Genomic DNA, 16,882 nt, shown 5'->3' with positions numbered 1-16,882 from the left:
GGGGGGGGGGGCAGATGCCACCCGCACAGTCTAGCAGGTGCGGAAACGCTTTGGGATGTGGCCGGGTAGCTTGTGCGAAAGCGTACGCACAATCCGCAGAAATCGGCCGCCCTGGAGATACGACCGCGATTGCGCGTTTTCTGCGGACGCTCTTCTGAATGCTCGGGCACGATATCCTCAGCGGTCCGGCCGAATCCTCAGCGGTCCGGCCGAAGCTCTTGTTCCTCGGATCGATAGAGTTTCTCGCGAACGCTGTTGAAAATGGCGTCGCGGGTGTCGGCGTGCCGCCAACGCATCCGTCCAAACACCCGTCGACCCCCGAGGTACTCAACCGATTCCCCTCCCCCTGAACGCGGCCACCCGCAATCTCTCCCTCCACACGTTCTCTCCCTCCACACGTTTGAAGCGTTCACTTCATTGAACTCGCTCACTTTTGCACCGACTCCACCGACCTGCCATCCGGGTCTTTGACCACGGTGCGTACGCCCCACTGCGTCTGCTTGAGATCACTCACAACTTCGCTCCCCTGATCTCGTAGCAAGGCTAGGACTGATTCCACTTCATCAATCTCGAACCCGAGACGAGTGGCTCCATCCACTTCAGCTGAGGATTGTGCTGGATAGACTTCCATGACCGCACTATCGACTTCGGCAGCCCAGTGGACTGGCCCCTTGCCGTGCCGCTCTTCCTGAAAACGCAGACCGAGGAGTTGGTAAAACCCGACGCAGAGCTTCTGAACTCCCGTCGCCGATTCGTTCACGCTGCTGGGCCACGAAGTCACTCATGTCGATGATCTCGACGATCTTTCTCGTCTGACAGATGCGTTCCTCCTTGAACCTGGGATTGTCCTCCTGCTGGGGGTTGCACCATCAGGCTACTCTCTGTCGCCGCGCCGCGGCTGGGTGCTATGCTTTGCGGCGGCCGGGCCGGGCCTCGGGCTACAGCGAGGACCTCTCCGGCACGGAAAATCTGCCTTCAGTCAATTGCTCTAGGCTCCCCATGATCGATTCAATTCTCGCTGCCATTGCTCACGCCCTCGAAAGCCACGGAGAGTGGAGGCTGAATTCCCGCACGATCACGTGCTCGATCAACCGACCGCCCTCGGACGTCTATCCGCGGCGCCAGAACTCGGTTCGGCAGAGAGCCGGCGAAGGACGTTGGCCCGAAGAAGCTGACGGCGGTCCGCCCTCCCTGTTGTGGATTCGTGGGGCGCCGAAATCAGTATGCGCAGTCGATTCGGAAGACCTTTATAATGCCCTAAACCGTGCGGGACCGGGGGGGGCGAAGAGGTTTCGCATGGTCGTTGCGTGGCCTTTGAATTAAAGTACCGTGGTTTGCTCCCTTGGAGTAGTCACGCACTTCCTTTTCAGGACTGTCCTCGACCAGCGGACGAAAACCCAAGTCTATGACCAATCGAAAACAGGTTTTGAAGCAAACCGTCTGCATGATGGCCATCGTTTTGAGCGCCGCTTGGTATCTGATCGGCTGCCCAGGCGTGGCCGCTGCGGATGGCCCGCGGTACTATGAACCGGTGAAACCCGGGCAGCCGAAGGTGATCGAGTGCGACGTGGCTGTTTACGGCGGGACACCGGCCGGGGTGACGGCGGCGATTCAGGCCGCCCGCGAAGGGAAGAAAGCCGTGTTGCTGTCCTTCAACCGGCACGTTGGCGGCATGACGTCCGGAGGACTGACAGCAACGGATCTCGGCAGAGTCGATTCCATCGGCGGGCTGGCGCTGGAGTTCTACAACCGCATCGGCAAAACTCGCGACTATCGCCCGTCGGAGGCGGAACAGTTGTTCCGAACCATGCTGGATGAGGCGGGGGTCGACGTCCTTCTGACACGTGCGCTGAGCTCCGTCGAGATGCAGCAGAACCGACTGGTCTCGGTCACCATGGAAACCGGAGAAACGGTTCGCGCGGCCGTGTTCGTGGACAGTACTTATGAAGGCGACCTGTTGGCCGCTGCGAATGTTTCCTACCGCGTGGGGCGAGAACCCGCCGCAGAATACGCCGAGCGCTTGGGCGGGCAATGGCAGGAGGTGTCGTGGAAAGACGTCTACCAGTTCTGCCGATTACCGATAAGTCCCTTCGTGGTTCCGCATGATCCGGACTCGGGACTGCTGCCCGAAATCGCTGCTGAGCCTCCGGGCAACCCGGGCGACGGCGACTTCAAGGTGCAGGCGTACAATTTCCGACTGCAGCTTACACGCGATGCGGACCGAATCGCGTTCCCGAAACCACCCGAGTATGACGCCAATCGCTACGCGCTACTGGCTCGCTTTCTGAACTTCGATGACCGCGTCGAATGGCGTCTGGACTATACGACTGCTCCGCTGACCGACGGCCCGGTTCAGATGCGCGAGGGCGATAGCAACAACGCCGGAAGTTTCTCGTCGGATTACGTCGGTGGCAATTATCGCTGGCCCGACGGCACGTACCAACCGGGATCGTTTACAGAACTTCCTGCCCCACGCCGTGGACTTCCGATGCCGCTGCGGGAATTGTACGAACTGCGCGAAGACATCTTTCAAGATCACGTCAACTATCAGCAGGGGCTGATGTACTTCCTGGCAAACGACCCGCAGGTCCCGGAATCGTTGCGTGACCGTGTGAACGCCTGGGGACTCGATCCGCATGAGTTTCAGGAATCAGGCTTCTGGCCCCATCAGTTGTACGTGCGCGAAGGCCGTCGCATGGTGTCTGACTACGTCGTCACACAAGCCGACTGCGAGTCACGGCGCATCGCCGAAGATTCCGTGGGCCTGGCTTCGTATCCCATGGACTCACATTTTTGCCAGCGAGTGGTCGTGGAAGAAAACGGAGTTCAGACGGTTCGCAACGAAGGTGGTTTTGGACATGGATTTCGGAAACCCTATCCCATTTCGTACCGCGCCATCGTTCCGCGAAAGAACGAATGTGAGAACCTATTGGTGCCGGTCTGCCTGTCTTCATCGCACGTCGCATATGGATCGGTACGAATGGAACCGGTGTTCATGATCCTCGGCCAGAGTGCCGGCACCGCCGCCGCGATGACGATCGACAACGATATCGCGGTGCAAGATGTGGACTATCCGACGCTGAAGGCCAAACTGGAACGTGATCAACAGCGGCTGTCATGGGATCGCTAACTTGAGGACGGAGAAAGGGGTCAGGAGCCGATCTGGTCGGCCAGGAAAGCTAGGAAAGTGCCGCGTCGCTGGGGCTGAAGAGGCGAGGCTGGGGGTTCCACTGGAATCGGGCGAATCGGACCCGGGGGGTAGCGAGTAGCGGCGAATTTAACACACCGGCGGGTACTCGATTCGGCAGGGGGCCTTCTGCACGAGGATGGCTCCGTCGGTCAGTGTGTGGGGCCGCGTCTGGCCGTTCGGGAAAATATCCTCGACGCTCCCGCCCATGGCGATCGCATAGTCGCTGATCAGACGCCGGTGGCACCGCCAGAAGACGCTCTCCGAACACATGATCGCGGTCCGCTCGGCGGTGGCGATCTCCGCGAGCGCAGCGAATGCGGCGCGGAAGGGAGCGGTCATCATGTAGTCGGCGTAGTTGCGAAAGCTCTTATTCCGCCAACCCTCATTCGGCGACGGCGCCCCGCTGCGGTCCTTGGCACGCCGGCCGCCCAAATCTTCGATCCAGCAATACCCGATTCCCGCCGACTTCAGCTCCTCCGCCAGATTCTCCCGATTGAAATGAGGGAACGCTCGCGAACCGGGAAACCTGCGGACATCGACCAGCATGGAAATTTCATTCTGCGTCAACAGACTCGCGAACTCGGAGAAGGAATGGTTGGAATGTCCAATCGTCCAAAGTTGTAATCCGGGGGAGGTCGTCATCGTCGATCAGTAAGCTGAGCCGAACGGATCCAGGGCAGGAATGTCGCCCCGATGGGGCTTTGGGGGAAACACTGCGGCTTCGGGGGAAATACTGCGGCTTCGGGGGTACTGGGGGCTTTCGGTACCTGGGGCTTGCGCCGCCAGGCTATTCTATGCCGCCGCTCCGCGGCTGCTGTGCGGCATCCGCCCCCACTTGCGGAGCTTGCCTCCGCGCCGCCTGGGGAATCTTCACTCGCTCTTCATTCGCAGCGTACCGAGCCTTCATACGCGGTTGCTTCAATGCCCGCTCATTGAAGCACTCGAATCCACGAGAACGCTCGAAGGCGGTGTGAGATGCGACGCGCGGCACTCACGTTAGTCGAACTGTTAGTCGTCATTGCGATCATCGGCGTCCTGGTCGGCCTGACGCTCCCAGCCATTCATATGGCTCGGGAAGCTTCTCGGGCAACGCAGTGTGCAAGCCACCTCCGCCAATTCGGAGTGGGTGCGATTGCGCGGGCGTCGGGGCCCACCGGAGCCTATTGCTCAGGCAACTTCGACTGGGAAGAGGATGGCGCGGTCGACTCAGTGGGCTGGGTCTCGGACATGGTCACCTCGGGCTACCTCCCTAGCCAGATGCGTTGTCCCTCGAACGCGGCGACGCTCTCGGCGACCTACAACCAACTCCTGACCCTTTCGGGAACCGGTGGCGACTGTAGCGATCGCCTGGGGCCGCCCCCCCAGACCGACCCCGACGGCGCGGTCCGCGAAAGTGCTTGTCGCGAGATCGTGGAGGCGAGCCTTCCGGCGTCCAGCGAGCAACGCTCCGACCTCATCTATCGCAAATTGTTTGAAACGGGATACGCAACCAACTACGCGGTCTCTTGGTACGCGGCCCGCCGCCCCGTCGCTCCAGAGTACGTCGCCTTCGACCGAACCGGGGCCGGCTCCACTCGCCGTCGTCGACCAAGCCGAATTCGATTTCGGCATGCTCGACCCCGGGACCTCGGCCAAACATGTGTTTGTCATCCGCAATGCCGGGAACGCCCCGTTGGCAATCACCGCTGCCGACACCAGTTGCAAATGCACCCTGAGCGAAACATCGGCTGACCTAATCGCGCCGGACTCCACCGCCGAGGTGACGCTGACCTGGAACACTGGGAGCGAACGTGAGTTTTACCGGCAGTATGCGATCATTCGCACGAATGACCCCCAGCGTCGAGAGATCGAGCTAGCGGTTCGCGGGCAGATCCGCACCCAATTGGGTTTCAGCACCGAAGAACTCACGGCCCCGGCAATGAGCCCCGGGAGCCGAGCCGAGGCCGAGACCATCCTGTTCAGTCAAACGCTGGATGACATGGAAGTCACCGAAGTCCAGTGTGAACTGCCTGGCTTCGAGTATCGCCTCGAACCAGTCTCAGAAGATTTACTGCGATCGCTGAATGCCCGAACTGCTTGGCGGCTGTGCGTTTCCGCCGACGCCCCCGACACATCGGGTCGGTTCCTCGATTCGGTCCGCGTCGGCATCCGCAGCCAAGAGACTCGGAAAGCCCCGACGGTGGTCCGCGAGATCTTGTTTCGCGGAATCGCTCGCCCGTTCCTTGGCCCTTGCTCGGTCGCAGGCCGCAGCGGTCGGTGAACTTTCACTCCGTCTTCCACTTCCGGCCAGCACGGCCGCCAACGGGGTCGCAATGCTCTCGTGGCGCGTCGAGTTGTTACCTTATCTCGGCCACGAGGCGCTGTATCAGAAATTCGCTCTGGACCAACCTTGGGACAGTCCTCACAACCGCCAGCTGCTCAACCTCATTCCCGACTGTTACGTCTCTCCCGAGCGCTTCGATTCATCGACCAACTACTTGGCAGTGTCGGGACGCAGATATCTCTTCAATGGCAAACCGGTCCCGCTGCGCCGAGTGGAAGACGGAATTGACAACACTTTGGCCATCGTTGAAGTCGATGATTCGCATGCCGTCCCCTGGACCCGCCCAGCCGACTATGCCCCAGGAACAGGTCAGCTGCGCGGAGGCATGGGTCATCTGCGGCCCGAAGGCATTTATGCGTTGTGGGGAAGTGGTCTTCCCACATTGGTTGCTCCCGAAGTCGGAGAACAGCAACTTCATCGAGCCTTCACTTACGAGTCCGGAGATGGTTTGAACGCCGGCGATATCCATACGGAGCTGGCAATTCGAGAGTCGCAGCAGGCGGACGTGGTTGCGGCCTCCGCGGCAACGGCAGCCGTGGGGGAATCGGAGACCGCAGCGTCGGGCCTCAAGCAACCCTCGGCGAGCGGAAACTCCCCAGCGGCAGTCGGCAACGCGTCGCGGGTTCCCGGTGGGGAGGAGCCGCGGCTCGCGGTACCTGGCGTGGGTGATCTCGCAGCAGCGACGGAACAAGTCGAAACGCTCTATGCGGAGCGAGTGAAAGCAGCCACGACCGTCGCACAACGGCGAGGGATCGCCCGAGAGATGATCGCCGCCGCGCTCGAGATGCGGAGCGATCCGGCAGGAGCCTACGCGCTCCAATCGGCGGCGGTGCAGATCTCGGCTGCCGTCGGAGATGTCCAAACGGCAGGCGAAGCCGTCGACGCGCAAGTGGCGATGTTCGAGGTCGATCCGCTCACGCAAAACGGCGAGATGCTAGAGCTCGTCGGCCGGGCAAGCGTCGGTGCGGGAGTCGTGGACGGGCGAGCTTACCTACAGCGTGCGTTGCCCGTCCTGCGGCAAGCGATCGAGGAGAATGCGTATGGCATGGGCGAAGGCCTGTGCAAGCTGGCGACCCAATTCGAGTCCCAGTCTCGCGACCGAGCGCTCTTGCCAGCCTTGAACCGGCTGCGTCTCCAGATTGCAGCCGCAGGCAATCAGCACCAACGCGTGGAAGGGGCGCTCGCCCAGCTCCGCAAGGATCCCTCGGATCGAGCCGCCAATTCGACGGTCGGTATGTATCTGGCATTTATCAAAGGCGATTGGCAACAAGGTTTGAACTTGCTGGCCGCAGGCGACAACGAGCAGCTGGCTCGGATCTCCGCGATCGATGCAGCGACACCTGCATCGGCAACGGCGATGCTGTCGACCGCCGATGCCTGGTGGGATCTCGGGGAGGCGACGACTCAGAAACAATTTCGTCAGGCGAGCCGCGGACGGGCGGCGTTCTGGTATGCCCAGGCGATGGACAGGATGCCCGAGTCGCTCGCCCGGATGCACGCTCAGGCACGCCTCCGGGAGACCGAGACGAGTGGTGCAAGCACGCCCCTCGAGTCGATCGCCCAGCTTGCAGACGCGTTGGGAGTTGCCCCGCGCACCACTCCCGGTTCGCCCAAATCAGCCGCCACGCGCTAGCGTCCGGCTGTCACGGCGTTTTCGAAAACGTCAGCAGTGCCCAGCAGTTAGCTATATAGTCGTTTAACGGCAAGCCGCAGGCGACTGCTTTTTAAAACACAGTCGCCTGCGGCTTGCCGTTAAACGATTTTTCTGCGAGCCGTACCAATCTAAGGTGGCGATGTCCAGCTAGCGCCCGGCGGCTGATGAAGAATTCGGGCGGGGCGTGGCCCAGTGGCCAGCTCGATAGGTGCGTCCGAGCAGCGCGGTTGCTTCTTCGTCGTCGCGGATCTTCGTCTGCGCGGCGTCGAACTCGAGGACGCGGCCGAGCCGAGCGGCGATGTTTGCGAGGTGGACAACCGTCGCCGCTTGATGACCGACGTGAACGTCCGCGGCGGGCCGCTGGCGATTGCCCCGGATGCACTCCAAAAAGTCGCTGTGATGGGCGTTGAGGTCCGCTTTCCCCGTTCGTTCGGTGAGGAGCCGATCTCCGGGTCCGTAGAGCCGCCAGCCCTCGGTGTGTCCGATGATTAGCACTCCTTCCGTTCCATAGAAAGCGGCTCCATTGGCATAACCTTCCTGGTCGTAGGGAGACCAGATTCGCTGCTCGAAAATGAGTTGCCGCGGTCGCTCCTCGGGATATTCGAGCACGGCGTACTGCGTATCGGGAAATTGCTGGTCGTCATCAAAGAACGACTTACTGCCAAAGCAGGTCGCCCGCATGGGATGCCCCGTGGGATTCAGTCCCCACAGAGCCACGTCGATGTCATGGACACCATCGTTGCCGATGTCGCCACACCCAAACGCGTGCCACCAACGCCAGACGGCGTGCAATAAGTTTGCTTGATAGGGAACTTCGGGCGCGGGGCCCAGCCAGGCGTCGAAATCTAACTGCGGCGGCGGATCGCTCGGCTGGCGTTTACCAATCGAACTCCGCCGCTGGCTGTTCCAGGCTTTGGCCACGAGGATCTCGCCGATCTCTCCTTCGGCTAATCGCTGCATCGCTTCCCGCACGCACTCGGTGCTGCGGCTCTGCGTTCCCACCTGCAAGACTAGGCCCGTCCGCTCGACGGCCTCGACCATCTGCTCGCCTTCGCGGACGTTGTGGCAGCAAGGTTTCTCGACGTAGACGTGCTTGCCCGCATCGAGAGCAAGGATTGCGGCCGGCGCGTGCCAATGGTCGGGCGTCGCGATCAAAACGGCATCGACTCGCGGATCGTCGAGCACGCGTCGCAGATCGCCGACGGCCTGCGGTGCAGCTTGGCCGCTGCCCTGGGCGAGGCCGCTCCCTTGGGCGAGGCGGGCTGCTTCGGCCAAGCGGTCACGGTCCACGTCGCAGACATAAGCGATCTGGACATCGTTGCGTTGGGCCAGGGCCCGCACATGGTGCATCCCCATTCCCCCGGTCCCAATGACACCTAGCACGACCGGCTGTCCAGCAGCCACCCGCGATGGCCGAGGCTTAGGGGCGGCCTGGTCTTGCGCGGCAGCCTCGCTCGGGAACTGCGCCCCTGCAACAGCGACCCCAGCGGCGGTGGCCCACCCACGAGCTCCTGCCTCTTTCAAAAATGTCCTGCGATCACCGGTCGCAGCCCATCCTGAAAATGCCTCGTCACCACGTCGTCTTCTCTCAGCCATAGGGGTTGCGCCTCGGCTTACGGACTCGGCGAACAGAAACCAGCCCCTTTTCCAGGGGGCTATTTATTCTAGGGGGGCGACGAGCGGTCATGGAGAAACTGGCGGCAACACGGTGCGGAACTTGCGACGACCGACACATTGCGACTGTTCCCCGGCAGGGAGTATTTTCCGTTCCTCAGATCGATGGAGAGTTCAATGTTAACCGTTCAAAATGGCCAGTGCGGAATGTGTGCGCACTTTGGCGAAGAGCATCCGCAAGAGCGACAAATCGTTCAGATCCACCAGAAGCACGTGGCCCCTGAGGACTTCGTGGACGAGTGCGGCCACCCCCAACATGCGGCCCTGCATCTGAAGGTCACCGCGATCAGTGGTTGCGACGCCTTTGAGCCGGCCGACAACGGCGCCGCCCGCTAGCTCGGCGGAACCGCTCGCGAGAAAAACGTTTAACGGCAAGCCGCAGGCGACTGTGTTTTGAAAAGCAGTCGCCTGCAGCTTGCCGTTAAACTTTTGGTGACGAACCGCTTCCGTGCGACTGGCCGCAGGGGCGGTCTCTCGCGGGCTGAGCGAGGGCTAAACAGGAGTTTGGCACGCATCTTGCTTATGCCCCCTTCCGCATACTTACTCCGATGCTCTACGAATCGCCGTGTGTCAAACGTGACTGGTATTTCATTGCTATCTCACATCGGCGATCGCAACTTAGGAGGAAAGGGTTCCTCAGTGGGGTAGCAAGTCGATTTGGAGAGGATAATGAGTTCGCTGGAAACGGACGATCCCGAGCTTGCGGAGACCGGCGTTGCTGGTTTGGATGATATTTTGCGAGGGGGATTGGTTCGGAACCGCTTGTATTTGATTGGCGGCGACCCCGGGGCTGGCAAGACGACGATCGCGCTTCAGTTTCTTATCCAAGGGGCTCGACTCGGACAACGTTGCTTGTTCGTAGCACTTTCTGAAACCGAAGAGGAGTTGCACGCGACGGCGGCCTCGCACGGATGGTCGCTCGAAGGAATCGACATTCTTTCCATCAGCCCAACCGAGGCAAATCTCACCCTTGATTCTCGGTACACGATGTACCACCCGTCGGAAGTCGAGTTAGCGGAGACGACCAAGTCGGTTCTTGCGGAAGCGGAGCGGATTAAACCCGATCGATTGGTGTTTGACTCGCTCTCCGAACTCCGCTTGTTGGCCGAAAACCCACTCCGGTACCGGCGGCAAGTGTTAGCGATGAAACAGTTCTTTGCCCATCAACAGTGCACGGTGTTGTTTATCACCGATCGCACCGGTGAGAAAGCGGACCTGGAACTGCAAAGCATCGCGCACGGTGTGATTGCGGTCGAGCGCCAGTCCTCGGATTACGGCGTAATGCGGCGGCGACTTCAAATCGTCAAGCAGCGGGGTCGTGCGTTCCGCGGTGGGTATCATGACCTGACGATTCACCGCGGCGGGGTCCAAGTGTTCCCCCGGCTGGTTGCCGCCGAGCATCGCACCGCGGTTCCGCGGGACCATGTCCTCAGCGGCCTCCAGTCGCTCGACGCATTGCTTGGCGGAGGGATCAGCCGCGGAACGAGCACACTGATGCTCGGAGCCGCCGGAACGGGTAAATCGACGCTGGCCAGCCAGTACGCGGTGGCCGCTGCGGAGCGTGGAGAGCGGTCGACGCTGTTTTTATTCGACGAGAGTCTGAGCACCTTTTTCGAGCGTTCTGCGGCGCTCGGCTTGGACGTGGAGCGATACGGCGATGAGGGATGGATTCAGTTTCGGCAAGTCGATCCAGCGGAACTTACTCCCGGAGAATTCGCGCATATCGTGCGGTTGGCAGTGGAAAAGGACGATTCGCGATTCATCGTCATCGACAGCCTCAATGGGTACCTCAATGCGATGCCCCAGGAGCGGTTCCTCACGCTGCACCTGCACGAGCTGCTGGCCTACCTCGGGCAGAAGGGTGTCACGACATTGATGCTGATGGCCCAGCACGGCTTATTTGGTGCCACGATGAAGGTGCCCGTGGACGCCAGCTACTTGGCTGATACAGTGTTGTTACTGCGGTACTTCGAGGCCCTGGGCGAAGTCCGGCAGGCGATCTCTGTGATCAAGAAGCGGACCGGTCGACACGAGCGGACGATTCGCGAGCTGCGGTTCGGCGAGCGGCTCACGATCGGCGAACCGCTGCGAGAGTTTCATGGGGTTCTCAATGGCACCCCCGACTTCGTGGGTCAGCTCCCGCGACAAGAACCAGGCAAATAACTGGAGCGGTGAGCCGCATGGACCGAAGTCTCGATGGGGGCGTACTGGTACTCGCCCCCACGCCCGGCGATGCGAAACTCAGCCAATCCATTCTCGACGAAGCGGGTTTCCGAAGCCGGATCTGCCGCGACCTGCAGGAGCTGATCCAAGCTTTCTCCGCGGGGGCCGGAGCCATTCTCGTCACCGAGGAGGGGCTCGTCTCGGACGGGGCCAACCGGCTCGTCGAAATGCTCCGAGACCAGCCCACCTGGTCGGACGTGCCGATCGTCCTGCTCTGTGGCGAGGGAGCCGAATCGTCGGTCGGCGTGTGGGCGATGGAGTCGCTAGGAAACGTGACGGTCTTGGAGCGTCCGGTTCGCGTCACCACGCTCGTCAGCTCGCTGCGCACGGCGCTCAAGGCGCGGCGGCGGCAGTATGAGTTGCGGGACCAGTTGGAATCGCTTCGGCAAAGCCAGAAGTCGCTCCGCGAGGCCAACGCGCGGCTGAACCTGCTTTGGGAGACCGCGACCATTCTGTTCGGGAGCAACGAGCCGGACGCCATCCTCCCAAAGATCTTTGAGCAGATTCGTCCGCACCTCCAGCTCGACCTCTACTTCCATTTCATGCGCCGCGACGGCGAAGAAGCTCTGCAGTTGCAATCGTTCGCAGGGCTGTCGGACGAAGCGGCCAAGTCGATCTCTCACATCGGTTGCGATCAGGCGATCTGCGGCACCGTTGCTCGCGAGCGACGGCCGGTCGTCGCCAGCTACATCCAACACTCGCAAGATCCCAAGGCGCAGCTCGTAAAGGGCTGGGGAGTCCGCGCCTACGCCTGCAATCCGCTGATTGCCGGTGGCAAGCTGCTCGGCACGCTGTCCTTTGCCAGCCGCACGCGGAACCGGTTCACGCCGCCGGAAATCGCGTTTTTGGAAACGATCACGCACTACGTGACGATCGTCTACGAGCGGATGGAGTTCATCCGTGCCTTGCGAGAGGACGACCGCCGCAAAGACGAGTTCCTGGCGACGCTTGCGCATGAACTGCGAAACCCTCTAGCGCCGATCCGCAGCTCGCTCGACCTGATGCGGTTGGCTGGCAATGATCCGACGTTGTCGGCCGAAGTCTGCGAAGTTCTGGAGGCCCAGGTCCGCCAGATGGTCCACTTGGTCGACGACCTGATGGACGTCTCGCGGATCACGCGCGGCAAGCTGGTGCTGCGGAAGAGTCGCATGGATCTGGCGATAGCCGTGCGGAGCGCTGTCGATGCGGCCAAGGGTTTGATCGACGACTCGGGACATCAACTGACCGTCGAACTTCCCGAGCAACCGCTGTGGCTCGAGGCCGATCCCACGCGTCTGACGCAGGTTTTTTCCAATCTGCTCAATAACGCAGCCAAGTACACCCAGCGGAACGGGCGGATTTGGCTGACGGTCGAGCAACAGCCGGAGGTTGCGGTCGTCACCATCCGCGACAACGGAACGGGCATTCCCGGCCACATGCTCGAATCGATATTCAGCATGTTCACCCAGGTCGATCATTCGCTCGAGCGCGGGCAGGGGGGACTCGGGATCGGACTGACACTGGTCAAGACGCTGGTCGAAATGCACGACGGCTCGATCACCGTCCATAGCGATGGCGAAGGACACGGGAGCGAGTTCGTGGTCCGGTTGCCACTGGTGGCCAGCGCCGACGAGCCGGCCGCCGCCGCGTCCTCCGAGCCTCCGAAAACCAGCCAGCGGCTGCAAGTCCTGGTCGTCGATGACAACGAGGACGCGGCGAAGATGCTCGCGATGATCGTTCGAGCCCTCGGCCATGAGGTTCAGACCGCTCACGATGGAAGCCAGGCGGTGGAACGAGCCGCCGCCTCTCGCCCGGACGTTGTGCTAATGGATCTCGGCATGCCGCGGATGAATGGCTACGAGGCCGCCCAGAAAATCCGCGAGCAGGAGTGGGGCAAGGAAGTGCTTTTGGTAGCGCTGACCGGGTGGGGGCAGGAGGAGGACCGACGGCGCACGAAAGCGGCCGGATTCGATCATCACCTCGTCAAACCGGTCGAGTCCGCGGTCTTGCAACAGCTGTTCGCGGAGCTCGCCGCCGCGTGACGGCTGGCGGCCTTCATCCGGGCCGAGGGGGCAGGTAAACTCGCCCTCGTTCTCCGCCCTCCCGTGAGCCGGCTCGACGCTTTGGGCCTGCTCGTCCTTTGTAAGAACCGATCTTCGCATGCTCTCGATCGACTTGTCTGGCCGCGTCGCGATCGTCACCGGGGGGATCCAGGGACTCGGCCGGGCGACGGCCGAGATGTTGCTCGAGGCCGGAGCCCGAGTCGCCGTCAATTATTTTGACGACGCCGAAGGGATCAGCCGCGGACGGGCCGAGGAGGTCGCGCGGCAGTGGGGCGAGGCGGCTCTGGTGCTGCCGGCGGACGTCTGCCAGCGGCCCGCGATGGAGCAGTTCTTGGCCGCGGTCGAGGAGCGTTTCGGCCCGGTCGATTTCCTAGTCAACAACGCGGCGATCCTCCGCGACCGGACGCTCAAAAAGCTCGTCGACGAGGAATGGGACGCGGTCGTGGAAACGAATCTCTCGGCGGTCTTTCGCGTCACTCAAACCGCGCTACCCTACCTTCGCGACGGTGGCCGGATCGTGAACATGGCATCGATTTCGGCCGTGATGGGATTCTATGGGCAAGCCAACTATGCCTCGGCCAAGGCAGGCGTCATTGCCCTGACCAAAGTGCTCAGCCGCGAACTCGCCTCGCGTCGGATCAACGTCAACGCGGTCGCTCCGGGCGTCGTGCTGACGGAGATGGGGGCTTCGATTCCCGAAGCGGCGCGGGAGCAGATGCTGGCGCAGATTCCTTTGGGCCGGTTTGGTGAGCCCGAAGAGATCGCCTCGGTGATCGTCTATCTGTGCAGCGACTTGTCCTCCTATGTCACCGGCCAAACGCTGCACGTCAACGGAGGCTGGTGGGCATGAAGGGGGAGGAGCCGTTGCAGCTCGAGGCACGCCAGCGGACACCGCTGCAGGCGAAACTCTGCTCGGCCGAAGAGGCGGTCGGGCGGATCGAAAGTGGGATGACGGTCGCCTGCGGTGGGTTTGTCGGGGCCGGCCATCCGGAAGCCCTCACCTCGGCCCTCGAACGCCGCTTCCTGAGCGACGCCCAGCCGCAGGAGCTGACGTTGCTCTACGCAGCCGGCCAGGGTGACGGCAAATCGCGGGGACTGAATCATCTCGCCCATGCCGGGCTGTTGCGGCGAGTGGTCGGAGGGCACTGGGCTCTCTGTCCGCGGCTGGGACAATTGGCCCTTGGCGGGGAGATCGAAGCCTACAACTTCCCGCAAGGCGTGATCTGCCATCTGCTCCGCGACATCGCGGCGGGTCGCCCGGGGGCGATCACGCAAGTGGGACTGGGGACTTTCATCGACCCGGAGCATGGGGGCGGTCGACTCAACAGCCGCACGACCGAGGAACTGGTCGAGCGAGTCCAGCTGCGAGGAAAGACGTGGCTCCTGTACCATGCCTTCCCAATCCACGTCGGGCTGATCCGAGCGACGGCCGCCGATCCCTATGGCAATCTGGTCATGGATGAAGAAGGGGTGATCGGCGACGTGTTGCCGATCGCTCAAGCGGCTCATAACAGCGGCGGAGTGGTGATCGCCCAGGTCCGGCGGATCCTCTCGAGTCCCGCGCCGCCGCAGCAAGTCCGCGTCCCGGGCCGACTGGTCTCGCACGTGGTTGTTGCCCAAGAGCAGGATCATTGGCAGACATTTGCTGAAACTTTTAACCCGGCCTACTGCTCGGCAGCCAGTCTTCCGCAGGCGGTGGCCCACGAGGACGAACGGAGCTTCCGCGCCGATCACGAGTTGCTGCCGATCGATGCCCGGCGGATCATCGCCTGCCGGGCTTGTGAGGAATTGACCGCTGGGGCGATTGCCAACCTGGGGATCGGGATGCCAGAGGGAATCGCCGTCGTCGCTTCGCACCGCGGGCTGCTCGCCGATGTCACGCTGACGGTCGAGGCCGGTCCGATCGGAGGGGTCCCCGCCGGTGGGCTCAGCTTCGGCACCGCCACGCATCCCCAGGCGATCGTCGACCAGCCTGCCCAGTTCGATTTCTACGACGGCGGCGGCCTCGACTTTGCGGCCCTCGGCGCAGCGCAAGTCGACCGTCAGGGCAATGTGAACGTCTCCTGCTTTGGGACGCGATTCGCTGGCGTTGGAGGTTTCGTCAACATCTCCCAGCATGCTCGCCGGCTGGTCTTCTGCGGCACCTTCACCACCGACGGGCTGGAGATCGCCTACGAGGACGGCCGGGTCCGAATCGTCCGCGAAGGGCGGGTGGCGAAGTTTGTCGAGCGAGTCCAGCAAATTTCCTTCAGCGGACCGGTCGCCCGCGAGCTCGATCGCGACGTGCTGTTCGTGACCGAGCGAGCCGTGTTTCGGCTTCGCCCCGAGGGAGTCGAGCTGACGGAAATCGCCCCGGGGATCGATCTCGAGCGGGACGTGCTCGAGCGGATGGAGTTCGCGCCGATCATTCGCTCGCTCGCGCCGATGGCCATCCGAACCGGGAGAGAAGGATCATGAAACGCGTCGTCATCGTGGCCGCAAAACGCACGCCCTTTGGCCGTTTTCGCGGCGCCCTGGCGGGCCTCTCCGCGGTGGAGCTGGCGGTCGCAGCGTCCGATGCGATGCTCCAGGCGATCGACCGCTCGCTGATCGATCAAGTCATCCTCGGCAACGTGCTCTCGGCCGGGCAGGGAATGAATGTCGCTCGGCAGGTGTCGGTCGGGCTGGGGCTTCCGCTGCAGACGCCCGCTTGGAGCGTCAACATGATGTGCGGCTCGGGAATGCAATCGGCACTGGCGGCGGTCAGCGCGATTCGCGCTGGCGAGGCGCGGGTGGTGCTCGCTGGCGGCACGGAGTCGATGTCGCAGTCTCCGTTGCTCGTTCCGAGACCGGGCAAGGGACAAGAGCCCGAACTCACCGCGGCGGTCGACTCGCTGCACCGCGACGGCTTGGTCGACAGCTTCAGTGGCTGCCCGATGGGGGTGCAGGCCGAAGCGCTGGCGAAAACGTTTCAGCTCTCGCGAAGCATGCAGGATGCCTTCGCTCACCGCAGCCAGCAATTGTTCGCCGCGGCCAGTCGAGCGAGCGGTTTTCAAGACGAGCTCGCCCCGGTGGCGGGTCTCGTTGCCGACGAACATCCCCGGCCCGAGGCGACTCGAGACGACCTCGCCGCGCTTGGACCGGTGTTCGATCCCGCCGGAACGGTGACCGCGGGGAACGCCTCGGGGGTCAACGATGGAGCGGCGGTCGCACTGCTCGCCGAGCACGATTTCGCCCTTGCGCAGGGCTGGCCGGTGCTGGCCGAGTGGGTCGATGGGATCGTCGTCGGGCTCGATCCCCAGCAGATGGGGCTGGGCCCAGTCGAAGCGATCACCGCGCTGCTCCACCGGACCGACCGCGCGTGGCCCACGATCGACGCTTTGGAAATCAACGAAGCCTTCGCGGCTCAGACGCTGGCCTGCCTCAGCCAGCTCGGCTTTGAGCTCGACCTCTCCCAGCCTCAGCGGCGCCTCCACCTGCCGGACGGGCACGCGGTGGACTTCAATAGCGAGGGAGGAGCGATCGCCGTCGGGCACCCGCTGGCGGCCAGCGGCGGACGGGTGCTCGGCCACCTGGCGTGGAAGATCGCCCGCGGTGAAGGCCGCTCGGCCATCGGAGCGCTGTGCATCGGAGGCGGAATGGGGATCGCCTGTCTGCTGACCGCCGTCGACGAGTCGTCATGACGTAATCAGCCGCCACGCGTTAGCTGGACAGCGCCACTTTCTCACGCTGAATTGCCATAAAGTCAGCAGTGCCCAGCAGTTGGCTACCAAGTCGTTTAACGGCAAGCCGAAGGC

The 16,882-nt window shown here is 62.7% G+C and carries 12 protein-coding genes and 1 pseudogene; 10 read left to right on the top strand and 3 right to left on the bottom strand.

Features of this window, described 5'->3' with window-relative positions; genetic code table 11:
• Positions 1-427: 427 nt before the first annotated feature.
• Positions 428-760, bottom strand: a complete 333-nt coding sequence (locus GNK13_RS17695; protein WP_164103884.1) for a VOC family protein — start codon at positions 758-760, stop codon at positions 428-430.
• Positions 761-1,405: 645 nt separating this feature from the next.
• Between GNK13_RS17695 and GNK13_RS17690 the strand changes: the two genes are divergently transcribed.
• A complete protein-coding gene (locus GNK13_RS17690; RefSeq protein WP_164103883.1) occupies positions 1,406-3,130 on the top strand; it encodes an FAD-dependent oxidoreductase in 1,725 nt (574 codons plus the stop codon).
• A gap of 147 nt (positions 3,131-3,277) precedes the next feature.
• Here GNK13_RS17690 and GNK13_RS17685 read toward each other — a convergent pair whose 3' ends face one another.
• Positions 3,278-3,832 carry a DUF488 domain-containing protein gene (locus tag GNK13_RS17685; RefSeq protein ID WP_164103882.1) on the bottom strand — a complete coding sequence of 185 codons (555 nt, stop codon included), beginning with the start codon at positions 3,830-3,832 and terminating at the stop codon, positions 3,278-3,280.
• A gap of 333 nt (positions 3,833-4,165) precedes the next feature.
• Between GNK13_RS17685 and GNK13_RS22130 the strand changes: the two are divergent.
• The 3 genes and pseudogenes from GNK13_RS22130 to GNK13_RS17670 form a co-directional block, all read left to right on the top strand.
• Positions 4,166-4,237: pseudogene (locus tag GNK13_RS22130) on the top strand (prepilin-type N-terminal cleavage/methylation domain-containing protein); the annotation flags it as partial.
• A gap of 280 nt (positions 4,238-4,517) precedes the next feature.
• Entirely contained in the window at positions 4,518-5,450 is a 933-nt protein-coding gene (locus GNK13_RS17675) for a DUF1573 domain-containing protein (RefSeq protein WP_315853000.1), read from the top strand.
• Between the two features lie 52 nt (positions 5,451-5,502).
• The gene (locus GNK13_RS17670) at positions 5,503-7,146 is read left to right on the top strand and encodes a DUF1559 family PulG-like putative transporter (protein ID WP_164103879.1); all 1,644 of its coding nucleotides are present in this window, start codon (positions 5,503-5,505) and stop codon (positions 7,144-7,146) included.
• A gap of 168 nt (positions 7,147-7,314) precedes the next feature.
• Here the strand turns inward: GNK13_RS17670 and GNK13_RS17665 are convergent, their stop codons facing one another.
• Positions 7,315-8,550 carry a Gfo/Idh/MocA family protein gene (locus GNK13_RS17665; RefSeq protein ID WP_203329125.1) on the bottom strand — a complete coding sequence of 412 codons (1,236 nt, stop codon included), beginning with the start codon at positions 8,548-8,550 and terminating at the stop codon, positions 7,315-7,317.
• Positions 8,551-8,958: 408 nt separating this feature from the next.
• Here GNK13_RS17665 and GNK13_RS17660 point away from each other — a divergent pair, with 408 nt between their 5' ends.
• The 6 genes from GNK13_RS17660 to GNK13_RS17635 all read left to right on the top strand — a co-directional run bounded on the left by GNK13_RS17660 (position 8,959) and on the right by GNK13_RS17635 (position 16,768).
• On the top strand, positions 8,959-9,177 hold the full coding sequence (locus GNK13_RS17660; RefSeq protein WP_164103877.1) for a hypothetical protein: 219 nt from the start codon (positions 8,959-8,961) through the stop codon (positions 9,175-9,177).
• Positions 9,178-9,510: 333 nt separating this feature from the next.
• Entirely contained in the window at positions 9,511-11,004 is a 1,494-nt protein-coding gene (locus GNK13_RS17655; RefSeq protein WP_164103876.1) for an ATPase domain-containing protein, read from the top strand.
• 17 nt (positions 11,005-11,021) lie between these two features.
• Complete coding sequence (locus tag GNK13_RS17650; RefSeq protein ID WP_164103875.1) at positions 11,022-13,085, top strand: hybrid sensor histidine kinase/response regulator; 2,064 nt, start codon at positions 11,022-11,024, stop codon at positions 13,083-13,085.
• 118 nt (positions 13,086-13,203) lie between these two features.
• Positions 13,204-13,956 carry a 3-oxoacyl-ACP reductase FabG gene (gene fabG, locus GNK13_RS17645; RefSeq protein WP_164103874.1) on the top strand — a complete coding sequence of 251 codons (753 nt, stop codon included), beginning with the start codon at positions 13,204-13,206 and terminating at the stop codon, positions 13,954-13,956.
• The gene (locus tag GNK13_RS17640; protein WP_164103873.1) at positions 13,953-15,563 is read left to right on the top strand and encodes an acyl CoA:acetate/3-ketoacid CoA transferase; all 1,611 of its coding nucleotides are present in this window, start codon (positions 13,953-13,955) and stop codon (positions 15,561-15,563) included. Before fabG ends, GNK13_RS17640 begins: the two co-directional genes overlap by 4 nt.
• On the top strand, positions 15,560-16,768 hold the full coding sequence (locus GNK13_RS17635) for a thiolase family protein (protein ID WP_164103872.1): 1,209 nt from the start codon (positions 15,560-15,562) through the stop codon (positions 16,766-16,768). The genes GNK13_RS17640 and GNK13_RS17635 overlap by 4 nt, the downstream gene beginning before the upstream one ends.
• The last annotated feature ends 114 nt before the right edge of the window (positions 16,769-16,882 follow it).

The sequence above is a fragment of the Candidatus Laterigemmans baculatus genome, assembly GCF_010367455.1.
Classification (GTDB): Bacteria; Planctomycetota; Planctomycetia; order Pirellulales; family Pirellulaceae; genus Laterigemmans; species Laterigemmans baculatus.
Note: the sequence above shows the minus strand (reverse complement) of the source record. Positions and strands in the feature narration are given on the sequence as shown.